The organism is Roseimicrobium gellanilyticum (assembly GCF_003315205.1).
GTDB lineage: Bacteria > Verrucomicrobiota > Verrucomicrobiia > Verrucomicrobiales > Verrucomicrobiaceae > Roseimicrobium > Roseimicrobium gellanilyticum.
Map to the genome: position 1 here is coordinate 1 of NZ_QNRR01000017.1, position 26,966 is coordinate 26,966.

The 26,966-nt window shown below is 60.1% G+C and carries 16 protein-coding genes; 7 read left to right on the plus strand and 9 right to left on the minus strand.

Features of this window, described 5'->3' with window-relative positions; translation table 11 throughout:
• Positions 1 to 218: 218 nt before the first annotated feature.
• Positions 219 to 3,881, minus strand: a complete 3,663-nt coding sequence (locus tag DES53_RS29295; RefSeq protein ID WP_170157518.1) for a PVC-type heme-binding CxxCH protein — start codon at positions 3,879 to 3,881, stop codon at positions 219 to 221.
• A 111-nt stretch (positions 3,882 to 3,992) separates the two neighbouring features.
• Between DES53_RS29295 and DES53_RS29300 the strand changes: the two genes are divergently transcribed.
• On the plus strand, positions 3,993 to 4,487 hold the full coding sequence (locus DES53_RS29300) for a hypothetical protein (RefSeq protein WP_147263703.1): 495 nt from the start codon (positions 3,993 to 3,995) through the stop codon (positions 4,485 to 4,487).
• Between the two features lie 125 nt (positions 4,488 to 4,612).
• On the opposite strand, the gene DES53_RS29305 is transcribed toward DES53_RS29300, so the two are convergent.
• The 5 genes from DES53_RS29305 to DES53_RS29325 all read right to left on the minus strand — a co-directional run bounded on the left by DES53_RS29305 (position 4,613) and on the right by DES53_RS29325 (position 11,050).
• Positions 4,613 to 5,485, minus strand: a complete 873-nt coding sequence (locus DES53_RS29305) for a UDP-2,3-diacylglucosamine diphosphatase (protein ID WP_113961912.1) — start codon at positions 5,483 to 5,485, stop codon at positions 4,613 to 4,615.
• A 42-nt stretch (positions 5,486 to 5,527) separates the two neighbouring features.
• Positions 5,528 to 6,661: a glycosyltransferase family 4 protein gene (locus tag DES53_RS29310; protein ID WP_170157519.1), complete on the minus strand. Its 1,134-nt coding sequence runs from the start codon at positions 6,659 to 6,661 to the stop codon at positions 5,528 to 5,530.
• Between the two features lie 122 nt (positions 6,662 to 6,783).
• The gene (locus tag DES53_RS29315; RefSeq protein WP_113961914.1) at positions 6,784 to 7,539 is read right to left on the minus strand and encodes a phosphodiester glycosidase family protein; all 756 of its coding nucleotides are present in this window, start codon (positions 7,537 to 7,539) and stop codon (positions 6,784 to 6,786) included.
• Between the two features lie 93 nt (positions 7,540 to 7,632).
• Entirely contained in the window at positions 7,633 to 8,805 is a 1,173-nt protein-coding gene (locus tag DES53_RS29320) for a DUF4126 domain-containing protein (RefSeq protein WP_113961915.1), read from the minus strand.
• 88 nt (positions 8,806 to 8,893) lie between these two features.
• Positions 8,894 to 11,050: a transglycosylase domain-containing protein gene (locus DES53_RS29325; RefSeq protein ID WP_113961916.1), complete on the minus strand. Its 2,157-nt coding sequence runs from the start codon at positions 11,048 to 11,050 to the stop codon at positions 8,894 to 8,896.
• Positions 11,051 to 11,185: 135 nt separating this feature from the next.
• Here DES53_RS29325 and nadC point away from each other — a divergent pair, with 135 nt between their 5' ends.
• The gene (nadC, locus tag DES53_RS29330) at positions 11,186 to 12,043 is read left to right on the plus strand and encodes a carboxylating nicotinate-nucleotide diphosphorylase (protein WP_113961917.1); all 858 of its coding nucleotides are present in this window, start codon (positions 11,186 to 11,188) and stop codon (positions 12,041 to 12,043) included.
• A gap of 84 nt (positions 12,044 to 12,127) precedes the next feature.
• Here nadC and DES53_RS29335 read toward each other — a convergent pair whose 3' ends face one another.
• Positions 12,128 to 17,305 carry an autotransporter domain-containing protein gene (locus tag DES53_RS29335; protein ID WP_170157520.1) on the minus strand — a complete coding sequence of 1,726 codons (5,178 nt, stop codon included), beginning with the start codon at positions 17,303 to 17,305 and terminating at the stop codon, positions 12,128 to 12,130.
• A gap of 194 nt (positions 17,306 to 17,499) precedes the next feature.
• Between DES53_RS29335 and DES53_RS29340 the strand changes: the two genes are divergently transcribed.
• From DES53_RS29340 to DES53_RS29350, 3 genes are read left to right on the plus strand one after another with little or no spacing between them, the layout of a single operon-like run.
• A complete protein-coding gene (locus DES53_RS29340) occupies positions 17,500 to 18,447 on the plus strand; it encodes a LytTR family transcriptional regulator DNA-binding domain-containing protein (RefSeq protein WP_113961919.1) in 948 nt (315 codons plus the stop codon).
• A gap of 56 nt (positions 18,448 to 18,503) precedes the next feature.
• A complete protein-coding gene (locus DES53_RS29345; protein ID WP_113961920.1) occupies positions 18,504 to 19,154 on the plus strand; it encodes an ABC transporter ATP-binding protein in 651 nt (216 codons plus the stop codon).
• Positions 19,151 to 20,341 (plus strand): ABC transporter permease, encoded by a 1,191-nt coding sequence (locus DES53_RS29350; RefSeq protein WP_170157521.1) that lies wholly within the window; start codon positions 19,151 to 19,153, stop codon positions 20,339 to 20,341. Before DES53_RS29345 ends, DES53_RS29350 begins: the two co-directional genes overlap by 4 nt.
• A gap of 17 nt (positions 20,342 to 20,358) precedes the next feature.
• On the opposite strand, the gene DES53_RS29355 is transcribed toward DES53_RS29350, so the two are convergent.
• Positions 20,359 to 21,237: a hypothetical protein gene (locus DES53_RS29355; RefSeq protein WP_113961922.1), complete on the minus strand. Its 879-nt coding sequence runs from the start codon at positions 21,235 to 21,237 to the stop codon at positions 20,359 to 20,361.
• Positions 21,238 to 21,476: 239 nt separating this feature from the next.
• Here DES53_RS29355 and DES53_RS29360 point away from each other — a divergent pair, with 239 nt between their 5' ends.
• Positions 21,477 to 23,000, plus strand: coding sequence for a cellulose synthase family protein (locus DES53_RS29360; protein WP_113961923.1), 1,524 nt, complete (start codon positions 21,477 to 21,479; stop codon positions 22,998 to 23,000).
• Between the two features lie 169 nt (positions 23,001 to 23,169).
• Positions 23,170 to 24,138 (plus strand): L,D-transpeptidase, encoded by a 969-nt coding sequence (locus DES53_RS29365; protein ID WP_113961924.1) that lies wholly within the window; start codon positions 23,170 to 23,172, stop codon positions 24,136 to 24,138.
• Positions 24,139 to 24,185: 47 nt separating this feature from the next.
• Here the strand turns inward: DES53_RS29365 and DES53_RS29370 are convergent, their stop codons facing one another.
• Positions 24,186 to 26,957 (minus strand): tetratricopeptide repeat protein, encoded by a 2,772-nt coding sequence (locus tag DES53_RS29370; RefSeq protein WP_147263704.1) that lies wholly within the window; start codon positions 26,955 to 26,957, stop codon positions 24,186 to 24,188.
• Positions 26,958 to 26,966 lie beyond the last annotated feature (9 nt).

A 26,966-nucleotide genomic window follows, 5' to 3' on the forward strand; every position in this document is an offset into this window, starting at 1 on the left:
CCCTCACCGCAGTCATGCGACAACTCCTCACGGTGCTCAACGCCCTCTTGAAAAATCCTGACTTCCGCCTTGCGTGAAACACCGTTGCTCCAAATTCGTGGCCTCGACATCTACTGCCAACGGGAAATAGCGAAGTCATGCGAGGCGTCAGGCCAGAAGGCCCAACGTCCGCTGTCAGGGCAGAAGCCCTAACCTCCTTGAACTACTGGGCTCCGCTCCTATTTCTTCAGTTCCTCCAAGGTCCACAACGCAGTGCGGTCCTTGTGCTTGCCACGTACCGCTTCCACTTCAGCCGTAGACACAGCGGAAGCACCTTTGCCATGCTCCTTGCGGATGTAAGTTAGCACCTCAGCAATCTGCTGATCATTCAAGCCACTTGGCGGCATGGGGATGGGCGTGGCACGGCCGTACTCCTGGCCTGCCACAGTGATGGGTCCCATAAGGCCGTGCATGATCATCTTGATGAGCGCATCCTTGTCACCAGTCACCCACTCGCTGTTGCGCAGGGGAGGGTAGATACCTTGCAGGCCATTGCCATCAGGCTGGTGGCAGTTCAGGCAGAGGGCATCGTAGATGAGCTTGCCGGGATGCTCCTGCACAGGGGCGGCATCGGCGATCTTGTGGACGAAGGCTACATGCGTGGCGTTGCCACCGAAGTCGAGCTTCTTCTCTGCAAGTGGCTTGGCCCACTGGGGCTTCAGTGCACGCACACATTGCGCGAGCGAGTAGTCGATGAAACGGTCCCTCGGAGAATCCAGCGCAAGGGCTGCGACCTCCACCGCCTCGGGCTTCTCCACATAACTGAGCGCAACGATGGCCTCCAGACGCACACGGGGATTCTCATCACGAATGCACTTGGTCAGCAGGCCCAGCGGATCCGGAAGGCGATCCGCCCACGCGCCCGCCACACGGGCGCCATAGGCACGCACACGGGCATCTTTTGCCTCGAGAAGCTTGTCCAGCAGCTTGGGGTGCACGGATTCATGGGCCTCATACACACCGATGACTTCCAGCAGCAGGTGCTCGTAACCCTTGTCAGCAGCGTTCAACGTTTCTACGAAGGCATCCGTTGCTTTCACGACTTCCTCGGTGAACATGTCAAAGAGCAGACGCTTCGCCTGGTAGCGCGTCCAGCGTTCCGGTGAGCGCAGTTGTGCCAGTAGTTCCGGCGCTTTCATCGCGGCGAGATTCGGTTGCTTCACCGGCTCACGCCCCTTGTAGGTGATGCGCCAAATGCGCCCGCGCGTACGGTCGCGGCGGGGATCCGCATAGCTGGCCTGATAGTGGCCGATGATGGGATTGTACCAGTCCGCCACATAGATGGCGCCATCCGGACCCACGCTCACGTCCACTGGGCGGAAAGCGGTGGAGGTGGACTTCAGGAGCTTGGGAAGCTGTTCAGTGACGAAACCTGCGCCGTCATCGATAAACTTGTGAAACTCAATCACATTGCCGAAGTAGCCTCCGATCACCGCATGCCCCTGCACGTCATCCGGCAGTGCCTTCGTGCCAATGATGTCGAGCGCTGTCGTCTTGGGGTTCGTTTTGAAGAGCGATCCAATGCCGTGGTACTGATCCGGGTCCTGCACGCGGATGGTGCCCGGCGTGGTGTAATAACCATCCGGACGGTCGCCGGACTTGTGGAAGATTTGATTGTAGTCATCGAAGGCCACACCCCAGCAGTTGTGGCCCGCCTTGCCGCCATTGAAGAAGCCATCCATGCGCATGGTGCGCGGGTTCAGCCTCCACACGCCAGCCTTGTCCAGACGGGAAAGCCCCCAAGGTGTTTCCACCCTAGAGAAGGCATGCAGGCCCTGCGTGAACCACAAGCTGCCATCGGGTCCGCGTGTGATGGAGTTCACGAGCTGGTGGGTGTCCCCCACCCCGAAGCCGGAGTAGATCACCGTACGCTGATCAGCCTTGCCATCGCCATCCGTGTCCTTGAGATGCACGAGCTCATCGAAGTCGCATACGTATACACCACCAGCACCGGGTTCCACGCCCTGCACCATGGTGAGGCCTTCTGCGAAGCGCGTAGTCTTGTCGACCTTGCCGTCGTGGTTCGTGTCTTCACAGATCAGGATGAAGTCTCCCGGCTTCGAACCCGCAAGAATGTGAGGATAGGTCGGTGAGCAGGCCACATAGAGGCGGCCTTTCTCATCCCAGGACATCTGCGTGGGCTTCACGAGGTCATCTTTCTCCGAAGCAAAGAGTGAGGTCTCATAACCCTCCATCATCGTGAAGGTGGCCTTTTCCGCCTCGGGCGTGAACTCGGGACTATCCGGCATGGCTGTATAGCCGGGGCTCTTCGGGATGACTTCTGTCGGTGCCTCGCCACGTGCAAGCGAGTGAATCCGCGCATCCAATGCAGCGATGAGCGGCTTGTGATGCTCGAAGCTCTCTCGCAGTGAGGGCACATCTCCGCCGGATTTGCCGAACAACTGGGCCACGCGATCGCCGTACACAAAGGACCAATTCGCCGGGCGCCAGCAATCGAAGAAGAGGCGGTTCTTTTCAATGATGGCCGTGCGCAATTCCTCGTTGTCCGTGGCGGGTTTGGCGCCAGCACCGAGTTCCTTGGCGATCAAAGAGGCCACCACGCGGAGGCCTTCTGGATTGAGGTGAAGACCGTTGTCCGTGAGCCGCGGCTCCGTGGCAGGACGCTCGCTGAGTGGAGTGAAGAGATCCACATACACCGCGCCGCGCTGCTTCGCGATGGCCTTCACCGCATCGGCATAGGCCTTCACGTCTGCATTGAGCTTCGTGAGATCCGGCGCGTGGGAGGCGAGCGGTTTCTCAAAAGGCATCGGAGACACCAGCACGAGCCGGTGCGTGCGCGCCGCGAACTCATCCAGCAGCTTATGGTAAGCCGCGGTGAAGGCAGGTACCTTCACCGCACCGTCAAATGCCTCCACCTGGCCGAACTGCGCCATCACCGTGGTGGCGCCGGCGGACTCCATCTGCGAGGTCCAAGAACCGAAATTCAGGTCGCGCCACTGCTCATAGACCGTATCCCCCTCCCAAGCCATGGAGCGAAACCGGGGCTTCTTTTCGGCGAACGCAGACGTCAGCCAGCCCTCCAGGTTCCCGGTCTTCTGCTCGCGTACAAAGTTCGTCTGGCCCGTGAGCACCAGCACCTCGTCGTCCTTGAGTTCGAACTTCCCATCCTTGAAAGCTTCCGGCGCGGTGCCCGCCATCGCGGGATCGCCGAAGCGCTGCATGATCACGGACTGCTCAGGCACCACATCGCCTGCGAGTTCTTCAATCGTGATATTCCGGTAGGAGATGACTGCCTTGCACTTGCCGTGAATCTGCAGGGCGATGAGACCTTCCTTCTCGATGCTGCCATCCGGCTCGGAGTAGTCGATGGTCTGGCGGCCATTGACGATCAGGATGATGCGAGGACCTTCGGCGCGGATTTCGTATTTGTTCCACTCACCTGGCTTCTCGAACTCCGCAATCTTGTCCTTGTCTCCGGAGGCCAGCATCTTCTTGCGGCGGGATTCGTCGTAGAGGAAGCCGGTGTATCCCGCGCCGATGTCGGCCTGGTAACCGCTCATTTCATTCGGCGGACTGGGAATGCGTTTACTGCGGAACTGCACCCCGCCATTCACAAAGCCCTCCGTACCGACCAGCTTGTACTCAAACCTTAGGCGGAAGTTCTTGTAGGTTTTTTTCGTCGCAAGAAATTCATTCTGCGGATTGCCCTCCATGGAGCCTCCCACAATGACGCCGTCCTCCACTCGCCAGACCTTGGTGTCACCTTCCCACCCTTCCAGCGTTTGGCCGTCGAAGAGTGGCACGGGTGCCGCGTGAAGATCCATCGCGCCACCAAGCAGAAGCAAGGCGCTGGTGAAAGAGGTGAGCAAAGTACGTCTCATGGGAAAATAGGGTGGGTGGAAACGGTCCGTCACAAGGTCTTTTTGCCGGGGCAGGAACACATTTCCAAGGTCTTGCACCCGGAGGCGCAGGCGTAGTACAGTGTGAAGCCCGTGACCTCAACCTCCACCCCCACTCCCCGCCAGCTCTATCGCGCTCTCGATCGTGGTGAAATCACGAAGGAGGAATTCCGTGCCTCCATGCGCGAACATGCCCTTTCCCTGATCGAGGAAATGGAGGAAGTGCACCAGAATCCCGTGGCAGCCTGGATTGAAACGCTGCGGAATCGACAGGCCGCAGCACGCCTGGCACGCGCCCATGGCGAGCATGTGGTGAGGGAGGCGTTCACTGCCTTGTCAGAAGTGCCGGACTTCCCGCTGGCCCACTGGCTCTGGAATGCGGATCACGCGCACCTGCCGCTGTATTGTTTTTTGCGGACCCGGAAGGAGCCGATTTTCCGCGTGCTGAAGCTGGTGTCCCAACCGTGGCTGTTGATGCTGAGCGTGGAATACGGCAGCGCGGAGAAGGGTCAGGCCACGAAGGAAAAGTTCACGTTCAAGCGCGAGCGCTTTGGCCGGCTCACGGTCACCAAGCGGGAGGCGGCGTAGAAGTGTAGAAGGCTTCTCCAGCAGCCTTTCATACCTGACGCGAGTATCACCCTGAAAGGCTTCTGGAGAAGCCTTCTACTTTCAAACCGACCGGAAACCAACGCTCTCGGGACTTCCAAACTCCGCTATACCGTTGCTGCTTCGGCGCTGGCAGGCACAGGCGCCGGCTGAAGCTCGTCATCCGTCTCGTCGGGCTCGGCCGAGGGAGCGTTGAGCATGATGCCCTTGGGCTCTCGGTTGGAACGGCGGCACCACTCCTCGTAGGTGATCACTTCAAAGGTGCGGTCCAGGTGCTCCACAATCGCGGTCATGGATTCCACCCAATCGCCGGAGTTGATGTAGTGCACATCGCCCACCTTCTTGTCCGCAGGAGTGTGGATGTGGCCGCAGATGATTCCCTTGCAGCCCTTGCTTTTCGCCAGCTCCTGAAGCTGCTCTTCAAACTTGCCAACGAAGCTCACCGCGCCTTTTACCTTGGCCTTCACCCATTTGGCAAAGGAGAAGGGTTCCTTGCCGCGCCAGTGACGCCACGCGTTGTAGGCACGGTTCAGCTTGAGCAGGCTGTTGTAACCCACTGAGCCGAGCTGGGCCATCCACTTGTGATTCGTGGTGACGTGATCAAAGCCATCGCCATGCACCACGAGGTAGTTGCCATGTGGGGACTCGTGGATGTGCTCCTGCACAATTTGCAGGTTGTCGAACACAATGGGCAGGAAGCGCTCCAGCACGTCATCGTGATTTCCGCGGGTGTAGATCACCTCGATGTTCTCCTTTTCCATCTTGCGCAGCACCGTGCGCACGAAGTGGGTGTGCGGCTTCGTCCACTTGCCGCCACGCTGCAGTGCCCACGCGTCGATGATATCTCCGTTCATCACGAGCTTTTCGCAGATGGAATTGCGCAGGAAGTGGCTGGCCTGGGCCGCCTTGCACTCGGGGACACCGAGATGCACATCGGAGATGAAGATGGTCTTGAACCGGAGTTTGCGTTTGCGGGACATGGCGGTGTGGGGAGTCGGAGGTTGGGAGAGGGATGCCGGGGACTAGGAAGCGAATGCAAAAGCCGTGCCTGCCAGTTCCTGTTCGAACTGCTCGACAATGGCGTTCCATGAAAGCTTCTCCGCTGTGCGGGCTGCGGCGTTGCGCAGCTCCACATCCTGCCAGTGCGCCAGCGCGGCGTCCGTAGCGGCAAGGAATGCGGGCTCATCACCGAAAGTGGCCACGTGGCCATTCTCTCCATGCCGCACATGCTGATTCGCAGCGGCATAATCAAAACTCACGGTGCTCAGACCGCTGGCCAGCGCCTCGGTGAGCACATTGCCAAACGTCTCTGTCAGGCTTGGAAAAACAAATACATCCGCGCTGGCGTAGTGACTGGCGAGATCTTCACCTGTGCGTGCGCCGGCAAAGATGAACTCGGGATGCTCCTCCTTCAGACTGGCTGCCTTCGGTCCATCTCCTACGAAGACGCACCTTGCGCCGGAATGCTGGTCCCGGACGCACTGGAAGGCCCTCACCACAAGCGGCAGATTCTTCTCCGCAGCGATGCGTCCCACAAAGATCGCCACCGGTGTGCTGCCGTCCGCGCCCCACGAGCGGCGCAGGGCTTCATCCCGGCGATCCGGATTAAAGAGATCCGTATCCACGCCCCGTCCCAGCACGCCCACATTCTCGATTCCCAACTCACGGAGCTGGGTGGCGGTGCTTTCGCTGGGAGTCAGCGTGCGCGCCGTGCAATTGTGCACCCACTTCAAGTAGCCCGTCGCAGCACTCTTCAGAATCGGGACGCTGTAGTCCTGCGAATAGGTGTGGAAGTTCGTATGGAACCCGGAAACCACACGAACGTTGTGCAGCTTGGCCGCGCGGATGGCATTGCACCCCATGATGGTTTCCACGGCCACATACATGGCATCCGGCTGCAGGGACTCGATGTGGCGGGTGAAGTAGTTTCTCGACGCAAAGCCCACTCGCACACCGTCATACCCTGGCAGCGGCATGGCTCCCACCGCCTGCACCTGCACTCCAAACTTCTTGTTTTCATCCCTCGCGCCTTCGCTTGTCGTGATGACATGGACTTCATGCCCGCGTTTGGCGAGGCCGCGCGACAAGGTTTGCAAGGTGCGCGCCACGCCGTTGATGTCAGGCGGGAAGGTGTCAGATACGAGCAGGAACTTCATCAGTCTGGCCCTCCCATCATACTTTCCCGATGCGCACCTGAACATATGCAGGTGGTGACGTTATCGTCACCTCGCAAGATATAGGCACAAAGCAACCCCGGCAACGCCATATCTTGCGATTGTCACCTGGGCACTACGAACATCGCCGCAAACGTGTTCGGAGTCAATTTGGCATCTTTGTCAGGGTCCACCAGCATGTCAGAAATGTCTCCATCGAGAAACAATGCGTCCTGACATCCAAGGTGCAGGAAGAACTGGCAGAGTTGATGAAACGTGACGCGTCCCTTGATGCGATCGTCGCGGTCACTCATGACGAAAATGACCTGACCGGTGGATGCATGCACACCCACCGCATTGCGCAGGCGCTTGTTTGGTGAGTTCACGTTGAAGGCTGGGTGCAACACACCCTTGCGCATCAGCATGGGACCGCTTTGCGTGGCAAGGCGCGGCTTCAATCCGCTGCGACTGTATTCCGCCGCTTCCAGGACGCCTGCACCCTTCACATCATCCACATAAAAAACGCCGTTGGGTTTGAGGAAAAAATTACCCTCTCCGGGGTTGAGATTGAGCGGCACGAGTTCCTTCCCCGCGCAGACAGTCAGGCCACAGGGTTTTGGACCGTTTTCATAAATGCCGCCGTTGGTGGCAAAGGCGATGCGTTTGCCCTCCTCGGCAAGTTCTTTGCGCAGCCCCTCGAAATCCCGCAATGGTTTTCCGTCTTTTCCGAGCCATCGGAGTTCCAAGCTGCCGAGCTGAGCCCTCTCGATACGATGCACATGATAGAGGGCTCCCTGAAACTCAAGCTTCTCAGAGGCTTTTAATGTGGCCGCGGCAGTAGAGACAAAGCCGAGAAGGGTGAGGAGCCAGCGTGGAAGCATAGTGAATAGGAGAAGCAAAAGTCGATCGAACTCTCAAGTTCGAAACGCCACGTGAAGAGAGAAAAATGCGTCGCATGTCGCGATCCCGACAACTCACGTCGCTGGAATCTCAATCACACCTCCACGCCGTTCCTGCTCTTCCTTGGGGCGAGCATCTTCTTTCTCGACATCTTTCTGTTCTTCCATCTCCACTGGTTCCTTCGTCGCAGCTACAACATCAATCACGGCCTCCGAAGCCACCGGCTCCACCTTGTGACGTGTGAGCATTTCATTCAGCCGCGCCAGCACCGCCTCCACGAGTTCGCGCTGCCCGCGATGAAAACGAAACACGCCGCGCATGGCAGAACCTTCAATCACGAGATTCTCACTGAGGAACCGGGATTCGACACGCACTGAGGCATCCGTGAGTGGCAGTGGGAAAAGGCGATCCCTCAGCCCCTTCGTCGCGGCGAACCAGGCTGCATCGGGGTTCGAGCTGAGCACCAGCACGCCATCGAGATTGGTCATGAGTCCTTTCACCCCTTTGCAGCGCGCCGTCAGGCAGCGCACGGCGACCTGGACCTTGCCTTCCTCGACGCTGCCATGAATGCGCAGCAGATCCCGCAGGGGATTGTTCATCACCTGCCTGAGTTCCACCGCATCTTCACCGGTGAGGGCTCTCGCCGGCAGCTTCACTTTCTGCCACATGAGCCACATCGTGGTCTTGGAGGAGCGCCACAGCCTTGGCAGCAGCAGCCACAACGCGACCAGAATCACCGTGAATACCGCAAGCGCCACCGCAGGATGCATCAGCGTGAGAGCTACACCGCCGGCGACACCCGCATCTTCAGCCACACTGAGGGTGATATTGCTCACCGGTTCGGGAGAATGGTTCACCGCCAGCCGTGTGCCAGCCTTCGCGGTGTGGGTGGTAAGCGCTGCACCTCCGGCCACCAGGGCAGCTGCCACCTGCACATACACCGGCATGTCCCCCACGGCCTGCAGGCTCAGCAGCACCCCACCCACCGGCCGGATGAAGGTGTGTACACTGTCCCACATCGAGTCGACCCATGGAATCTTATCTGCCAGGAACTCCATGGCAAAAAGCAGGCCGGCAACGATGAGCACCACAGGATGGCCCAGGACTTCCAGCGCCTGATGCTGCTGCGCGAGGTGCAGCCAGTCAAAGCGCACCGCCAGGCCCGTGAGGAATACTGTGAGGTACAAGTTCACCCCGGCCAGCGTCGCCAGCCCGAGCGCCACGCCAAGTTGGTCAAGAATGTGCATGGGAGAGGAAATGAAATGCCAAGCATTCTGACGGCTGGCGGGCCGCCACGTTCAGAACGATTTCACGCCCAGGCAGCGACTCGTGTGCCTAGCGGAATAATCCATTAAACACCCTCTTGAAAAAGCCCGGCTTGCTGTCCCCCTGACGGCGCTCGACGACTACGCGCCCGCCGTGGGCGTCGCAGTAGCCGGGAGGAACCATCTCGGCGGGCAGATCATCGGCATAGGCGTGTCCGGCAGCAGCACAGCCATCTGTGGCGAGCAGTCCGGTGAGACGGCAGAGGTTCACTCTCGCCAGCACAGGCTCGGCCTTCTGCACCTCCTGCTTGTAGCCACTGGCCACGGCAACGTTCATGCTGTCCGCCCAGATGGGCAGCGCGAGTTTTCCGCCGTAGCCACCAGGGGCGATGGTGTCCGGCTGATCCAGTCCCACCCATACGCCGCAGGTGACTTCACTCGTGAAGCCGACGAACCACGCGTCCTTGTAGTCATTCGTGGTGCCAGTCTTGCCCCCGGCCTTTTCCTTGAAGCCGTACTCTTTCCGCGCTGGAGCGCCGGTGCCTTCATTCATCACCTTTTCCATGAGCCGCTCCGTCACGAGAGCCGCGCCCGGAGGCATGCCTTCGCTCTCCAACACGGGAGTGGAGTAGACGATTTCTCCCGCGGCATCCGTGATGCTGGAGATGAGGAAGGGACGGCGGCGGATGCCGTTGTTGGGGAAGACGCTCGTGGCACTCGTGAGCGACTTCAGGCTGGTACCCATGTTGCCGATGTAGATCTGTGGGGTGCGAACCTCCGGCTCGCCCAAGCCCGTATCACGCAGGGTCATCAGCACACTGTCGAGCCCTGCAAAATTCCCCACGCGCACGGTCATGGCATTGCGGCTGCGGACGAGCCCCACGGACGCGGGTTGGAATCCGAGGAATTTCCCATCCGCATTTCCCGGGCTCCAGTAGCCATCACCATCCTTGAGTTCTCCCTCGCGCATCGGTGCATCCTCCACCAGCGACCCGGGCAACAGGCCGTGCATGAAGGCCGTGGCATAGATGAAGGGTTTGATAGTGGAGCCGATGGGACGATTCCCCTGCAACGCGCGATTGAACCGGCTCTGCGGGTAGCTGCGACCACCCACGACCGCGAGAATGCCGCCCGTGCGGTTGTTCAACATGAGTACTCCACCCTGCAGATAGGGTGTATTGCTCGGCTCGCTTACACCATCCCAGGCGGCATCAAACTGCGCTTTTGTAGGATGCTTGTAACCCTTCTGCTTCTCTACTTCCGTGAGACGCTTTTCCAGGGACTGTTCCGCCGCCTTTTGCAGATCCAGATCCAACGTCGTGTGGACAATCAGACCGCCGTCTTCGATTTCTGACTCCTCCAGGATGAGCTCCAGATCACGGCGCACCGCCTCCATCGCATAGTTGTCCTGATTGCTGATGAGCGGCTGTGCCACCACGGCAATCTCCTCCTTCTTCGCAGCATCAGCCTCCTCCTGTGTGAGCATCTTTTTCACCACCATGCGTCCCAGCACGTCGTCGCGCTCGACGAGCGCTCCCTTCCAATTGCGGAAGGGCGAGAAACGGTTCGGACTGCGGATGATGCCCGCGAGCATAGCACCCTCCCCTGCCGTGAGCTGGGAGGCGCTCTTCCCAAAGTAGGCCTTCGAGGCGCGTTCGATGCCGTAGAGCCCGCTACCGAAGAAAATGCGGTTCACATACAGCTCGAGGATGTCGTCCTTCGTCTTTTCCGCCTCGATGCGGCGCGCCAGCATCACTTCCACCAGCTTGCGATGCAGGGTCTTTTCATTGAGCCCATCGAAGCTGTTGCGCGCGAGCTGCATGGTGATGGTGCTCGCGCCCTGCACCGTCTTCTTGTCCTTGAAATTCCGTACTGCGGCACGTGCCACCCCCACATAGTCCACTCCACCATGGTCATAGAAGCGGGCGTCTTCACGGGCCAGGAGGGCATCGATGAAATGCTTCGAGACCTGGGAAATCGGCACCACCACGCGGTTCTCGCCATGGAGCTTCCCAATTTCGCGCCCCTTCGTGTCCAGCACCACGGACCGCTCCTTCATCTCTCCCAGCTTGGTCAGATCATACTGCTTCGCCAGATTTCCATAAATGATGATCCCCACGGCCAGCCCTGCCAGACCCATGAAAAACAGGATCAGCAGCAGCGTGGTCAGGATGCGCAACCCGCGGCGACGGGGGCGTGGAGCAGATGGGAGAGGCAGATCGGACATGGATGGGTGCGGCAGATGCGGAGGGATCTTGTCAGAGCCTCATTTGGTGTGACAGAATGGAAATCATGAGAATGCCGCGCGAATTCATGATGAAATCGCGGTGAAACCGCCAAACGTGCGCATTTTCACCCCACCATGTCAGACACGCAACTCCCGCTCTCCGTTGTCACCCTGATTCAGCTCGCCCTCATGGAGGACGTGGGCCCCGGGGACGTGACCTCCAGGTACTTCGTGCCAGAGGATGCGACTTCCAGCGCCCGCATCTTTGCCAAGGAGGATGGCGTGACCGCTGGCATCGAGGTCGCCGCAGAGGTCTTCCGCCAGGTGGATGGACTCCTTTCCGTAAGGGTCGCAAAAGACGACTCCGAACCCTTCGGCAAGGGCGACACGCTGCTCCAGATTGCCGGCCCCACCCGGAGCATCCTCACGGCAGAGCGCACAGCCCTGAATTTCCTCCAGCGGCTCTGCGGGGTCGCCACCCAAACCCGGCGCTACGTGGAGACGGTGAAGCCGCATGCCACCAAGATCCTGGACACCCGGAAAACAACCCCCGGCTGGCGCTGGCTGGAGAAGCACGCCGTTGCCTGCGGCGGTGGCACCAATCACCGCATGGGCCTCTACGATATGGCCATGGTGAAGGACAACCACCTCCTGGCCGATGATGCCCAGGCAGACCTGCAAGCGGCCATTGACGCCGTAAAAAAAGACCATCCCAACATGCGGGTGGAACTGGAGGCGGACACCCTGGATCAGGTGAAACGTTTCCTCGAACTGCGCGGACTGGACGTCATCCTGCTGGACAACATGAGCACCGCAACCATGCGCGAAGCCGTGGAAATGGTGAAGGGCAAGGTGGAGCTGGAAGCCAGCGGCGGCGTGACCTTGGAGCGTATCGCGGAAATCGCCGCAACCGGAGTGGACTACATTTCCTCCGGCGCACTGACTCACTCGGTGCGTTCCGTGGACCTCTCATTGGAACTCAGTGGGGCGTAGGTGCGGGCACAAACAGAGGCCGGGGACATTCCCCGGCCTCTGTTTGTTCTTTCTTGTGAAGACGACGCAACTCGCGTCGTCGCTTCAGAACTTCAGCGTCGCGCTGATGCTCACGGTGTGGTTCTCCTCGTCGTGGCGACCGAGGTCCACGTTGTAGTAGATGTTGCCGTAGAATCGCGCCCCAATCTGAAACCCAATCCCAGCGCCGATGTAGATGCTGTCTTCATCAGGACCGGAAGTCTCATGGGTGAAGTCGGGGCCAAACCCGCTGTCCAGCGCCGAGGAAATCTCATCGCCATCCAGGAACTCGTGCTGCCAGAATGCACGCACTTCAGGGATGATGGCAAAACGCTCATTCACCTGCAGCGTGTAAGCAATACGTCCACCAAGATAGCTCCGCAGGCTCTCCATCTCCGCCTCATGGATGTGCAGGTTCAGCACTCCCGCGCCGGTTTCGTTGAACTCATCCAGCGACACCTTGTTGTACTGTAGGGTAAGTTGCGGGCCAAAGGTCCAGTTGCCCACCTTGTGGTCATAGCCAGCACCGAGACTGGTGAAGAACTCATCCCCATCCGGCTCACTGCTGGCCACACGGTTCAGGGTGGCCCACTGGATGGGACGCTCCATGTCGAAGCCCGTCTGACCACCACCAATGGCGGCATTGGCGTAGAATCCGTCGTAGTCCACCGTGGCGTAAGCGCCGAAGCGGACGCTTTCCACATCGATGTCACCTGCGAAATCGTAGTCGCCCCAACCCTCCTGATAACTGGCGAAGAGACCAACCGCGAGGTGCTCCGTGACCAGGTAGTCCGCGCCGACCAGGATGGTGCCTGACTCGAAATCCTCCCCAGGGACCAGACTCAGGCCGCCGCTGGAGAAAAGGCCGCTGCCCTGGACCCACGCACTCCAGCGCGCATCATCCGGCGCGGGAGCGATCTGTGGAGCCACGGCCTTGGCGCCCTTGCCTGACACGACCGGCACAGGTGTGGCAGGAACGTTGGCGATGCGATTGGCCAGCCTGCGGGCGCTGAGCTGCTGGTGCAGCATCTGGGTATGGCTCTGGGAGAGCTCTGTGGCAGTGCTCAGAGCCCCCTCAATGTAGGCAGGTCCAATGGCGGCAAAAGCCTGCGCGTACTGCTCTTCCTTGAGAAGGTCGAGTGCGAGGGTGACTCCACCGATATCGCCCGTCTCAATACCGATCCACTCATCAAGAGCAACCGCGAGGTTGTGCTCATTGCCGGTCCTGGCCACCAGGGTGTAGCTCGTGGGAGCCACAAGGAGCACGCCGACGCCGCCCTCATTGAGAAAGCGTCCACGGAAGCGATCCGGGTTTGGCATGTCGATGTCACTGAACTTGCCGGTGATGCGCCGCGCCACGAGGAAGGGAATCTGGTCGCCGTATTTGGGATGATAGCCGAGCGAGCGCACTTCGAGAGTGCCGGCGAGCTTCGCTGTGCCGCTGACGGCTAATACATCATGATGGGATGTATTGGCCACTTCGATCTCGAGTGTGCCGCTGGAGCGCTGCGTGTAGTTGCCGTGGATGGTGAGCGTGCCGATGGAGTTGCCCGGAGCGACAGTGCCGCTGTTGAAGACATTGCCGATGATGAGACCGGTGCCCTGAAGGATGCCGCCATGCGATACACCCACATGAGGTGACTGCAGGGTGCCATTCACCGCGAGGCTGCCGGACTGGATGAAGGTAGCAGCAGCGCTGGCGCTGGAGCGCAGATCAAGAAGGCCTCCGCCAGTTTTGAAGAACGACCCGTCGATGACCATAGGGGCAGCGATGGTGGCGCGGCCTGTGTTCACCTGGAGGGTCGCATCTCCCAAGGAGTAGAGCTTGTAACCGGAAGGCGACTCGATGCGATACCCGCTGACTTCAAAGACCAGCTTTTCAAAGGGAATGTCACTGCCCAGCATGACCGTGCCGGGTTGCGCGGTGAAAACGGTGCTTTCCCCAGCCCAAGGTCCGTTGATGAGTCCTTGCGCATTGGTCCAGTTGGTGGCTCCTGCCATCCAGACGCCACCACCGCCATCAATGCGACCGTTGCCCTGAAGATTGGAACCATCCCAGTACTGGACGTCGGTGAGTTGGAAGAGGAGGTTGACCTGGCCCGCAGTGGAAAGGTCTACGAAAAGGGCACCGGGATTGACCCCAGCAGGCAGGGTGTTGACGACGAGACCGTTGTTCGTGAGTGTGCCGCCGTAGTTGATGAGCCGGTAGGTACCGTGGTCAAAGCCGCCGGCATCGGTGATGTTGAGCAGGCCATCGAGCGTAAGGTTTCCTGTGACCTCCAAGAGATCATTGATGCCGCTGCCGACCACGTCGGGCATTCCGAGGTCGAACTCCAGCACGGTGTCAGGCCGCATCACCAGGCTTCCGATGGTGAGTGTGCCAATTCCATGGTAGCCCGGCGCCAGGGTGGCTGCGCTGTTGAAGGTCACGTTTCCGGAGATGAATCCCGTGCCTGCCAGAGTGCCGGCCTTGACCTGGAGATTCCCGGTGCCAGTGGCGCTTCCCGTGGAGTTGTTGGCGAAGAGGACGCCGGCATTGAGAGTCGTGTCACCGGTGTGCGTGTTCGCCCCGGTGAGCACCAGTGTACCCTGGCCATTTTTCTCCAAGCCACCTACACCCGTGAATGTGGCACTGATGATGACCTCGACATCGGTGTCTACAAGAACCTCCGAATTCACATTGGCGAGTGTGATCGTGCTGCTGTTGGAAGAACTGATCTCATAACCATCCGTGGCGAACTGCAGCCCCAGAACGGTGACATTCTCGGTCAGGTCCACCACGCCGGCCGTGCCTTTGAACACGGCGGTGAGGTTCTGCCAGTTTGTATTCCAGTTCCCGGATGCACTGGTCCAGTTCGTCTGGCTGGTGTTCCAGGTACCCGCGCCACCATCCACGGCATCGTTCTTCGAAGTATTCCCGCCATCCCAGAACTGCAGTCCATCAAAGTCCACGTTCAGCAGCACGGCATTGGTGGTCGTGGTGGTGTCCACGGTGAAGTTGTATCCCGCAGGACGCAGCGTGCCGAGGGTGAGGCCTGAGCCGCTCAAAGCGCCGGAATAAGAAATCAGGGTGTAGGTCCCTGCCTCAAGCCCCCCCGCGTCAGTGATATTCAGCTTTCCATCAAGCACAAGCGCACCGCCGACCACGAGGAGGTCGCTGTCCACACCGGCAGTGCCTGATGGAGAACCCAGTTCGAAATGCAGGATAGAAGCGCTGCTCAAGCTAAGACCACCACCGATGGTGAGCTTGCCCGGACTGGAGCCGGGGGCGAGGATGCCATCCGTGACCGTGACGCTTCCGCCAACGGTCCCTGAGCCGCCGAGAGTGCCACCGGTTTTCACCGCGAAGTCACCTGCGCCGAGAGTGACCTCCACCAGCAAGGCACCGCCACTCACGGTGGTCCCGCCGGTGTGGCTGAGGACTTCATCGAGCGTCCAGGTTCCGCCGACGACCGTGAGTGCTCCTGAGAGCGATGTAGTACCTGTCACAGCAGCAGAGTAGTCCTGAGTGTCCGTGCTGGTGCCGGTGAGTACCAGGCTGGCTCCAAGGCTGGTACCCATATTCAGGTTGCCATTGAGAGTGCTGCCAGTGTGCAGGGTGACCGTGTTGGCTTCGCTGGCCAGCTGGATGTTGCCGTTGATGATGCCGCCATCCTCGTTCTCCACGGAGACGGCTCCGGTGTCAGAGTAGATTGCGAATCCGTCAGCGCTGCCATTTCCACCGCTGAGGCCTCCGCTGACTGTTCCACTGTTCACCAGTGAGGCGTTGTTCCCTAAAATCACGGCAGAAGCATGGTAGACAAAAGGGAACTGCTGATTCAACCCCACGCCACCAAGACCGCCACTGATGGTGCCAGTGTTGGTCAGGGTTCCTCCACCGCTGAGCATGACGCCGATGCCCCCGGGACCATCTTGTACACCACCGTCTTCCAAACCGCCTGTGCCGCCGGAGATTGTCCCCGCATTCGCTACCGTACCGCCTCCGGTGAAGCTGACGCCCCTGCCACCAGCACCTCCATAAAACAGACCAGGCCCCCCTTGGCCACCCATGATGATGCCGCTGTTGTACAGAGACGCGGCGCCCCCGGACACGACGCCGTAAGCGCCTTCGTTGCCACTGCCTCCACTGTTACTGCCGATCCCGCCAGTGACAGTTGCATTGATCGCCACGTTGAAGGCCGTGTTCGCGCTCAAGGTGACGACGGGCCGTCCGGACCAATACGACTCAACCACCAGTGCAGCCGGGTTGGTGCCATTGCCCAAGGTGAGAGTTCCCTGCTCCACGGTAGTGCCACCCAGGAAAGTACTCACTGCGGTAAGGGTGAGTGTGCCGGTGCCCTGTTTCACCAGGAATCCGAGTTGTCCGGGGGCATCCTGGAGCACTGAGCGGATGGTGACATTGAAACCATTCGTATCAATGTAGGCGCCGCCGTTGGCAATCTGCACATTCCCAGTATCGAAGCCGTTGATGAAACTGGTATTATTGGCTGAGGCTCGAAGGATACCACCATTGAATGTCATCTTCGCACCACTGGGATTAAATCCCGTGGAGATAGACTTGGTCAGCAACACCCCGCGACTGGTCGCATCTCCGCGGAGAACAATAGTGCCCGAGCCGTCAGTCATGTGGGCCATCACAATGCCATTCTGGGCCTCCACCACCCCCTTGCCGGAAATGTCCAGCGTCCCCGTGCCGGAATATCCCAAAGTGAGAGTGTCGCTGATGGTCCACTTGCCTCCACTAACCTCCACGGTACCCTTGGAACCGAAGCCAGAACCGATGCGGGAGTCGGCGCTGATGACCTCTCCCGTTCCCGAGAGGAGCAACTTGCCCGTTCCGCCAGCACCCACGTCGAGCGAGGTACTCGTCCACTTGCCTCCGCTGATCTCGACCGTGCCGTTGCCAGTGCCCTCGCTGCCGACAAAAGCATATTCGGAGATGACCTCGCCTGCGCCGGAAATTTTCAGTGTCCCCTTCCCGTTCTCGCCTATGCCAAGGAAGATGCTCTCCCATCTACCGGCACCGAGGACTTCGACCGTCCCTATGTTGGCGGCAATATAGCCGAGATAGACATTGTTGGACAGCGCTCCAGAACTGGCAATCTGCGCCGTGCCTCCATTGTTGATGTAGACGTTCGACGAGGCGCCCGGCACAACCGAGGTATTCCAGTTGCTGCCCGTGAACCAATTGCCCGTGCCCGCAGTCCACACTTGGGCCGACAACGGGCCTGTGACGGATAGCAAGGCCAGAGAAGTGCAGAACGCGGAGAAGAGAGCACGGCAAGCACAACGAGAGACGCGCAATGCGCGTTGGAATGCATTCATTAGGGAGGAATGTTTGGGGGGATGACGGCCCTCCTTCTGAACGTTTTTTCACGACGCGAAAGCGGAATTCGACAATCGGCAATAGCGTTCGATAATCGACAACTTCTCCCCCCATGAAGAGCCTGTCCCCCAACGGTTCGCCGAAATATTCGCCCGAAATTGCAAGCAAACGCGCGGCCAAACCAAAAAGCGAGTCCTCCACCGAGGAACACTCTGTCTGGAAGCTGCTGGCAATGGCCGCAACCGCCGCAAATCCGATAACAGCGCTGAACAGCTCACTCGCCATCCTGGGACCGCTCTATCGCGCGGACCGCGCCTGGCTCGGTCGCTACAATGAAGGGTTGACGCATTTCTGGGGTGTCAGCGACTGGGTGGCACCGGGCGTGATATCTCATGTTCACGAGATGCAGGGCGTCTCCGTGGATGTGATCGTGGATGCGCACCGAAAGTTTTTACGGCGAGAAAGAGTGGAGATTCCTGATGTGGAACGGCTGCCACGCCAGAGCCGCAGCCTGCAGGCAGAACTGCGGCGTGAAGGCGTCCGCTCCACTCTCTCCGCTGGGCTGGTGAGGGATGGGACACTGATTGGCTTCTTCGGTTTTGATCATGTGCGGGAACTGGCCGCCTGGACCGCTGCAGACCTGGATCGGATCTCTGCTCTGGGGGACTTCCTCGCGGCGCTGCTGCACCGGAGCCTGAGCGAAGCACCTCCCGCGGACCTGCCGTCGACAACACCTGGCTCCATCTTTGTCACCGAGCGGAATGGCCTGCGTGCGCTCTCCATCGAAGAGGTGTTTTTCATCAAGGCGGATGGCGACTACAGCCATGTGCAATTGGGAAACGGGCAAAGCTACTACGAGCGGCGCAGCCTGCGGACGTGGATCGCACAACTGCCTCGCGAACGTTTCCTGCGGGTGCATCAGAGCTACCTGGTGAATGGCAATCGCATCGCACAACTGGAGCGCGGCGCCAATTGGACACTGACCCTGCAAGAAGTGCCGGAGCCCATTCCGGTGGGTCGCGCGTACCGTCACGCCGTGCGGTTGCATCTCGGATTTTGAGCGGGAACTCTGCCGAGTTGCTTGCCGCGCGGGCGGGATGATGTTTCATCCCTGACATGCTCCACGCGCGCGATCTGAAGTTTGCCTACGCCTCCGGTGGGTTCCGCCTGCGTGTGCCGGAGCTTCGGGTGGCAGAAGGCGAGACCGTGGCGCTGAGTGGACCCAGTGGCACGGGCAAGACCACGCTGCTGAAACTGCTCGCGGGCATCCTTCCCATCCAGGAGGGAGCACTGACCTTGCAATCGCAGGACGTGACAAAGGCCATACCCTCGGCACGGCGTGCGTTGCGCCGCCAGCAGATGGGGCTCGTGTTCCAGGACTTTGCCCTGCTCGACTATCTCACGGTGCGCGACAACGTGCTGCTGCCCCTGCGTCTCGCGGGCGAACTTACTCCTGCGCATGAAGAGCGGGCACACGAGCTGATTGAGCGCCTCGACTTGAAGTCGCACTGGATGCATCTCGCGGGAGAGCTTTCGCAAGGCGAACGCCAGCGGGTGGCCGTGGCTCGCGCTTTGGTGCACGAGCCTCGTCTGGTCCTGGCGGATGAACCCACCTCAGCCCTGGATCCAAGACGTAGCGCCGTGGTGATGGATCTCCTGATATACCATGTGAAGACGAAGCAGGCCGCGCTCATCATGGTGTCCCACGATGCCGCACTCATGGCTACGCTGGATCGCACCGTGAACGTGGAGGCATGGACATCATGAGTGCAGCCGGAAGTCTCCACCTCGCCTGGCGGTACATCGCGCACCACCGGGTGCGCACCCTGCTGTTGGCGCTCGCGCTGGGACTCACGCTGGCTCTGCCACTCGCGGTCCGCACGCTGCTGCGCATCGCCCAGCAGGAATGGCGCGCCCGGGCTCAGGCCACGCCGCTGGTGCTGGGCGCGAAGGGCAGCGCACTCGAACTCACCCTGAATGCGCTGTACTTTCGCAGGCAGGGCGTAGATACGATTCCAGCGAAAAGCACCCGCCTGGTCCGCGATACCAGCCTCGGCCAGGCCATCCCGCTGCATGTGCGTTTTCATTCGCAGGAGTCACCCATCGTGGGAACCTCACTGGACTATTTTGGTTTCCGTGGGCTGCAGCTCGCGGAGGGGCACACCTTGGGTCGCCTGGGTGATTGTGTGGTCGGCGCAGAAGTCGCGCGGAAGCGGAATCTGAAGCCGGGCAGTTATGTGATGTCTTCTCCGGAACAGGTTTTCGATCTGGCGGGTGTGTATCCGCTGAACATGCGTGTCACCGGCATCCTCGCGGAGAATCACACCGCGGATGACCAGGCCATCTTTGTAGATGTGAAGACCGCGTGGCTCATCGAAGGCATCGCACACGGCCATGAGGATCTGGTGAAAACCGCGGACGCCACGCAGATTCAGGAAAAGCAGGAGGGCAATGTCGTTGGCAGCAAGGCCGTGCGCATGTACGCCGAGGTCACCGATGCGAACATTGGCGGATTTCACTTCCACGGTGACTCCGACACCTATTCCATCAGCGGTGTGCTGGTGGTGCCAAAGGATGCCAAGTCGCAAGCGCTGCTGTTGGGCAAGTTCCAGAATGGTGGTGAGCAGCAAACGCTTCAACTCGTGCAGCCACCTCAAGAGATGGATGCTTTGCTCGCGACGCTGGTGCAAGCAGAGCGATTCGCCCTCTTGCTGCTTCTGTTGCTGGGAGTTGCCGTGGTGCTCATCGTCATCCTGGTCTTCGCCTTGTCCTTCCGCTTGCGACGTCGTGAATTCGCAACCTTGGAAGACATCGGCATCAGCCGCAGCACCATTGCGCTGGTAAAGACATGCGAGATCCTGCTCGTGAGTGCCGCATCACTTGCCATCGTGGCCATCACCCTGTGGCTTGTGCAGCACTATGGTGCAGTGATGGTGCGAGCGGGTGTGCAGTGAGCACTACCAGGAGTTGATTACTTCTTCGGCAATTCCTGCTGCACCACCCCTGCGAGCAAGTGGGCTTTTTCCTTCAGGTCCTTCACCTCATCCAGCGTGAAGGCCTTGCCTTCCGGCACGTCGAGAATCGGGATCATGGCTTCCAGGCCGTCATGCAAGGTCTGTATGGCAGGCTGGGCCTGGATGTCCGGATGCAATGACTCCAGGCTGTTGAGGAAATACTCCACCACATCGGACCGCCCAAGCGCACGGCTCTTGTCTTCGGAATAGTTCGCGGCCACGGCTTCGGTGGCGATTTCAAAGGCACGGAGCCAGCCGCCCAATGCGATCAGGTGGGCCACATCCGAATCACGAAGCTGCACCATCTCGCCTTCCACGTCCGCCTGGGTGGAAGCCAGCTCGGCGCGGAGCTTGTCCCAGTCGCCTTTGAGGCTGTTTTCCAGCAGGCTCTGGCTGTGCTTGTTGATGCGCAGGCCGGCACCGAGGGCCTTGGCATATTTCAGAATGGCCCGGCCTACGTTCTCCATCTCCTCGATCTTCTCGCACTGCACGACCAGGAACCCATCACCAATCAGGGTGCCAAGTCCGAGGGCCAGCAGGACACGATCACTGGGGGCCTTTTCCGAGATGGGGCGCTTCAATTGATCATAGGGAAGCGTGCCCAAAGCATCGAGCGAGTCGAATACCTTCCGGATGCTTGGCGTGGTGAAATCATTGACGCCAAACTCCTCACGCACGTGCTCATCCCCCACCAGCCCCTCCGGGACCTTGGGTTTGTCCTCTTTGGACTTGGCGGACTTGCCGGTCTTTTCCTGGGCACCGGCGGTGACACCGAGGGAGAGAACAAGGACCGGGAGCAGGAGCGCGCGGAGAATTGCGGAGGACGAAAAGCGCATGAGCGGAAACTGGCGGAAGGGAAAACCGTTCGGAAATGTTAAACGCGTTCCAGGGGAAATTCCAGCAACGAATGGCCTGAGCCGCGCATACGACCGGGTGGCATTGAAGGGGTGAAATCTTGCATACTTCCTGCTTTTCCCCTTGCCTCAGAGGGATTTGTTGCACCTGAAATGCCGCTTGACGGTGCATTGGGCGTGTCCATGCTACCTCCCACCTTTTTCCTGCCTTCTAAAATAATATGTCTGATTGGAATGTGACGCTCTGGCTCGCCTGCTACGCGGCGGTCTTTGCCGGTCTGAGCGTGTTCGGCGCCCACCGCCTGCGCATTCTCTGGTTGTACGCCCGCCATCGGAAGGAAGAGCCAAAACCCCTGAAAAAATTTGAAGAGCTGCCACTCGTCACGGTGCAGCTCCCGCTCTTCAATGAGATGCACGTGGTCGAGCGCCTGCTGGGTGCCGTCTCCCGGCTCGATTACCCGAAGGACAAGCTTCAGATACAGATCCTTGATGACTCCACGGATGAGACCGTGACCGTGTGTGAGGAAGCCGCAGAGCAGCTTCGCAAACAGGGCTTCGACGTCGAGTACCGCCACCGCACGGACCGCACAGGGTTCAAGGCCGGTGCTCTCGAAGCCGCCTCGCCGACCGCCAAGGGAGACTACCTTTTGATTTTCGACGCGGACTTCGTCCCCCAACCGGAACTGGTAAAAGAGCTCATCCATCACTTCACGGATCCTAAGGTGGGCATGGTACAGGCGCGCTGGGGTCACCTGAACGAAAAGGAAAGCCTCCTCACCCGTCTACAGGCCATGATGCTGGATGGCCACCTCGTGCTGGAACAAGCCGGACGCAGCCGCAGCGGACACTTCTTCAATTTCAACGGTACTGCCGGCATGTGGCGCAAGCAGTGCATCGCGGATGCTGGTGGCTGGGAACACGACACCCTGACTGAGGACATGGACCTCAGCTACCGCGCCCAGATGAAGGGCTGGCGCTTCGTGTACCTGAAGGATGTGGTCGTTCCCGCGGAACTGCCCCCGGACATGGATGGCTTCAAGAGCCAGCAGCATCGCTGGACGAAGGGCTCCATCCAAGTGTGCAAAAAGATGTTCAAGAAGGTGTGGACCAGCGAGGAGCCTCTTGGCATCAAGATCGAAGCCACCGCCCACCTCGGCGCGAACTTCGCCTACCTGCTCATGTTCGGCGTGCTCGTCCTGGTGTATCCCGCAAATTTCGTCTTCCAGACCACGTGGATGAAGACGGTCTTGCTGGACATCCCGGTGTTCCTCTTCGCAAGCCTTTCCGTCATCGTGTTCTACCTGACCGCCCAGGGCGCCCAGCGTCCTTGGGGCTGGGTCCGTGCACTCCCCTACCTCCCTCTGCTGCTGGCCTTGGGCATCGGCATGAGCATCAACAACGGCAAGGCCGTCCTGGAGGCTCTGTTCAATCGTGAGTCGGAGTTCGTCCGCACACCAAAGTACGGCGAGCAGACCGCCCCCAAGCGCCGACGCAGCAAGTACAAGGCGGCCCGTTCCATCACCTTCTGGCTGGAGGTCGCCCTGGCGCTTTACTTCTCCTGGCTGGTGTTCGCGGCCCTCAGCAAAGGTCAGTGGCTCAGCGTCCCCTTCCTGGCCATGTTCCAGTTTGGTTTCCTGTACGTCGTGCTTGGCAGCGTGAGCAAGTGGGTGAGCTTTCCCTCCTGGACGCTCCCCCCGACGCCGCCCGAGGAACCGACCTCGGACTCGGATCCGGCCATTGCATGATGCAATTTTGAGAAAAAGTTGCCTTTCCGGGCTGGAAAAATCCAACGGAAGGGCACCTTTTATGTCTCCTACCCGCCCAACGGCATGAAATCCGCTAGGAAGTGGGTTATATTTTTTGCGTCATGCCGATCTGACAGTTGCAGGAATGCTTAAGATTTGTTAATTTATAATGTCCAGCCACGATTCCACCGTGAACCGCGCCGCCTCGCACATCCATCGTCTGGTGACTGCCCTGAAATGTGGCGCGCTGGCTGGCTCAGCAGCCCTCCTCAGCCACTGCGCTGGCAGCCCGAGCCCGGCCAAGCATGCGGACGTTGTGGTGAGCGTGAAGGACCAGAAGCTGGCCGTGTACAACAAGGACGGCAAGGTGACCAAGACGTATCCGGTCTCCACTTCCAAGTTTGGGGTCAATGACAAGCCCGGAAAGTATGGCACACCGTTGGGCGCCCATGAAGTGGTGGCCAAGATTGGCCATGGAGCGCCTCCCGGAGCCGTCTTCAAGAGCCGCCACTGGACGGGTGAAGTGCTCAAGCCCAACGCTCCCGGTCGCGACCCCATTGTTTCCCGCATCCTCTGGCTGCGTGGCCTGGAAAAGCAGAACCAGAACGCCTACGCCCGCTGCATCTACATCCACGGCACCGCCGAGGAAGTGAACATCGGCAAGCCCGTCAGTTACGGCTGTGTCCGCATGAAGTCGAACGACGTGATCGATCTGTTCGGCCGCCTGCCGATTGGTTCCCGGGTGACGGTGGTAACGACTGGCCTGCCCAAGCATGTGCCCACCCTGCCCACCGCTGTGCCGGTTTCGACCCCTGCCGGCGAACGCCCCCCAATTTTGCTGACCCCGCCCAAGCAGGTTGAGGAAGAAGGACCACTGCTCGCGGAAAATACGAAGACGCCCGGCTCGGCCTCCACCGAACATGCGTCCCCCACCCGCGCACCCGCTCCCACGAAGCGCCGCACCACCACAGTGTCCACCGATTCTCCGACGGCCACGGCTGAAGCAACGCCCCCGAAGCGTCACGTGCAGCATTTCAAGTCGGACGAGAAGGTGTTGTACTCGGCACCTGCGGCGTCTGTGGACGGTCCCGGAGTGATTTTGCGCTCCAAGCGCAGCGCTTCGCAGAATCTGAATTGAGCCCGGCGCAGTCCGGGGCTTTGAGAAGATCCTTTGCTGCCTGTCGGCTACCGGTAGATGCGCACCATGCCCCCTGCGTCCAGCACGGCCATGGAGTCCACGGACCAGGGCGCATAGTCCACGATGAGCCCGAGCGGATCGATGCTCCCAATTTCCTTGAGGTCCGCCACCCCGGCGAGGATCTTCGCTCCCCGCTCGCTGCCGACGAGAATCCGGCCATCCCCGAAAAAGGCGCCGAAATTCTGGTTCCCCCCGCGACTGCCCAGCGTGATCTCTTCCACCACTCTCGGCGTGATCAGCTTCACTTCGGCAGACGTTGAGACCAGCACTCCCGGCGTGTGTGTATGTGGCGAAGCCACAAGCCTGTGAATTGGCGCCTGCAGATCCATCTCCGCAACGATCTTCCCTTGCGCCACATACACCATCGCGCTGCCAGCCGAGATCCAGATATGCTCCCCATGGGTCACCATGTGCACGCCTTCCGGCATCTCGCCCTGGGATATCCCCAAGGCATAGGTCCGCCGGAGTTTCCCCTCCAGAGTGGAATGTGAGAGATCAATCGTACCCTGCTCCCGCGCATGGAGAATCCACACCCCATCGGGTGTGGGACACATCGCGATCACTGCCGGAGGCATCCATCCGAGCCTCGAAATCAATGGTTCAGGGCTTGTAGGAGGGTGACGAAAATCTTCCAATCGGGCACAGCCGTAAAACGTTCCCTGCTCACCCCGGGAAAATGGCAACCAGGCGGTGGAACCCCGGAGAAGATGCGCTTGCAGGTGAGAAGTCGAGTGCCGGCTTGTGCACGGAGTGAGCTTCCCCACAGTAGTATCGCGCGTCCCCAGCATCCAAAATTCCTGGACAGACCTGCGATGCGCCCCCCGAACCAGCCAGGAATCCCCCGAAGTATGGAAGCGATGCCACTCGACATCCTCGTCCTTCGGCAGGGACCATTGCTGCACCTTGGTGAGGGAGACTGGAGCCTTTGTGGAGCTCTGCGGTTTGATGACCGCACGCGGCTCGTGGAAGCGCGATTCGGCGTACCGAATGGCATCGCGGCGGAGCAGGAGATCTGAGGCCTCCATCTTCTGCAGGACCTCGGCGAACGCATGCGCATCACCTGGAGCGCACGACCTCAATGCGTAACCGATGGCGGTGATATTCACGCTGCTGAGCCGCTCACGCACGCGCGGGTCTGTCTGCTTCTCGCGAATGATGTGCAGCGCACGAGCCATTTCCAGGGGCGGATGAATGTGGTTCCGGGTTTCATCGAGCCGCATCGCAAGCGCCAGGGCGTCATCATGCGCACCGAGACGATGCAGATACTCAAAGTGCGTCTCCAGACACGCCCGAGCCTGAGCGGAGCCAGGCCATCCGCTGGCCAACACAGCGAGGGCGAGCCCCGGCTGGTTCAGCTTTTCATAGAGGATGCGGGCATCATGAAGACGATCGCTGCTGCCCGACAGAGCCCGGCGAAAAGCTTCCACAGCATCGTGCTCGCGTCCGAGTAATCGCAGAAGATCGCCGCACTTCTCATGGCGCTCAAGGTCGGCGTACAGCAACACCGCCTCCGCCAGCAGTCCGCCGTCCTCCAGGCATTTGGCGGCGAGATGTTTGTTCTGCAGTTTCTCCTCGTAGATCTTCGCGGCCTCCTGAAATCGTTTCCCGCGTACCAAAGCGCCGGCAGCAGCATGCCAGTCCCCCAGCAGATGGGCGAAGATGTAGGCCGCGCGATCAAAATTGCCCACCGCCAGTTCGCGATTGGCAAGGTCGAGGTATTTCTGTCGCAGCTTCCACTGCGTGTCCGCGGAGACATTCCAGAAGTCCGCCGCCCCCCCGCCACCGCGCATGCCAAAACCAAAGGTGGGATTGCGCTCGGACAACCTTCCTGATGGTGGAGCGATGCCACGCCCTCTTTCACCTCCACCAAGGGGAAGTGCATAGCGCAACCCCTTATCCGGGTCACTCTCCAGCATGTTGAGCAACCTCTGGACCGCGCCCTCACGTTGACGCTGGAGTTTGGCGAGTTGCTCCGCAGACCAGCTCTGAAGCTTGTTCCAGAGAGGCGAACGCTGTTTGCCTTCATGGCCTGTCTTGCCGCCTGATCCAGAGGAGGAGTCGGCGTTCTTGCCATCACCTCCAGCGTCGCTGCCCCCTCCCAGCTTGGAGATGCCGGACATGATCCAACTCCCGAAGGTGCCAATGGCATTACCCAACGTGTCCTTGACCCACGCGCCCTTGCCCGAGTCACGTTGCAAGTCCTTGGGATCCGAAGAGCCGATGTCTTCCGAGGCTTCGCCAAAGAGTCCGCTCACATCCTCCGACAGTGCAAGCGTGATATGAAGAAGCTCGGGCAGAGGAGTCCTTCCATGCACGGCATGCATCCACGAGGTCGAACGCGGCAGCGGAGGAACGACGAGAACTTCAGGCTGGATGGCATCCGACTCCTCGAATGCGATGAGCCCAATCGAAGGATGAAAAAAATAATAGTCGTACTGCAACAACCTCCGCGCCTCCTCAGGAGCCAGCTGGGGATCCAACTGCATCGGGAGCGGTACAGCCACGCAGCCATGCTCCACCGCAGCGGGTTGCACACGTGGACCAAACTGCGCCGGCGCGCTGCTGACTGTGGCGGGCATCAACAGCAAGCCACCGGGCTCCAGGTCTTCCGAGGATCCCGGGACGATGAAGAACTTCATGCCGGCATGCCGCGCCATCTCCTCCAGCCAGGCCGCGATGTCGCTACCCGGCAGGAAGCCGGCACGCGGCACCCGTGGTGCCGTGGCAGGGATCATTCGGAGTGGAAGGGAGACTGGCATGACGCAGAT

Excerpts from the sequence above, each read along its gene's own strand:
- DES53_RS29370 (WP_147263704.1), bottom strand. The coding sequence starts at position 26,957 with ATGCCAGTCTCCCTTCCACTCCGAATGATCCCTGCCACGGCACCACGG.
- DES53_RS29315 (WP_113961914.1), bottom strand. The coding sequence starts at position 7,539 with ATGCTTCCACGCTGGCTCCTCACCCTTCTCGGCTTTGTCTCTACTGCC.
- DES53_RS29295 (WP_170157518.1), bottom strand. The coding sequence starts at position 3,881 with ATGAGACGTACTTTGCTCACCTCTTTCACCAGCGCCTTGCTTCTGCTT.
- DES53_RS29365 (WP_113961924.1), top strand. The coding sequence starts at position 23,170 with ATGTCCAGCCACGATTCCACCGTGAACCGCGCCGCCTCGCACATCCAT.
- DES53_RS29320 (WP_113961915.1), bottom strand. The coding sequence starts at position 8,805 with ATGCACATTCTTGACCAACTTGGCGTGGCGCTCGGGCTGGCGACGCTG.
- DES53_RS29340 (WP_113961919.1), top strand. The coding sequence starts at position 17,500 with ATGAAGAGCCTGTCCCCCAACGGTTCGCCGAAATATTCGCCCGAAATT.
- DES53_RS29345 (WP_113961920.1), top strand. The coding sequence starts at position 18,504 with ATGCTCCACGCGCGCGATCTGAAGTTTGCCTACGCCTCCGGTGGGTTC.
- DES53_RS29325 (WP_113961916.1), bottom strand. The coding sequence starts at position 11,050 with ATGTCCGATCTGCCTCTCCCATCTGCTCCACGCCCCCGTCGCCGCGGG.
- DES53_RS29360 (WP_113961923.1), top strand. The coding sequence starts at position 21,477 with ATGTCTGATTGGAATGTGACGCTCTGGCTCGCCTGCTACGCGGCGGTC.
- DES53_RS29310 (WP_170157519.1), bottom strand. The coding sequence starts at position 6,661 with ATGAAGTTCCTGCTCGTATCTGACACCTTCCCGCCTGACATCAACGGC.
- DES53_RS29355 (WP_113961922.1), bottom strand. The coding sequence starts at position 21,237 with ATGCGCTTTTCGTCCTCCGCAATTCTCCGCGCGCTCCTGCTCCCGGTC.
- DES53_RS29350 (WP_170157521.1), top strand. The coding sequence starts at position 19,151 with ATGAGTGCAGCCGGAAGTCTCCACCTCGCCTGGCGGTACATCGCGCAC.
- nadC (WP_113961917.1), top strand. The coding sequence starts at position 11,186 with ATGTCAGACACGCAACTCCCGCTCTCCGTTGTCACCCTGATTCAGCTC.
- DES53_RS29305 (WP_113961912.1), bottom strand. The coding sequence starts at position 5,485 with ATGTCCCGCAAACGCAAACTCCGGTTCAAGACCATCTTCATCTCCGAT.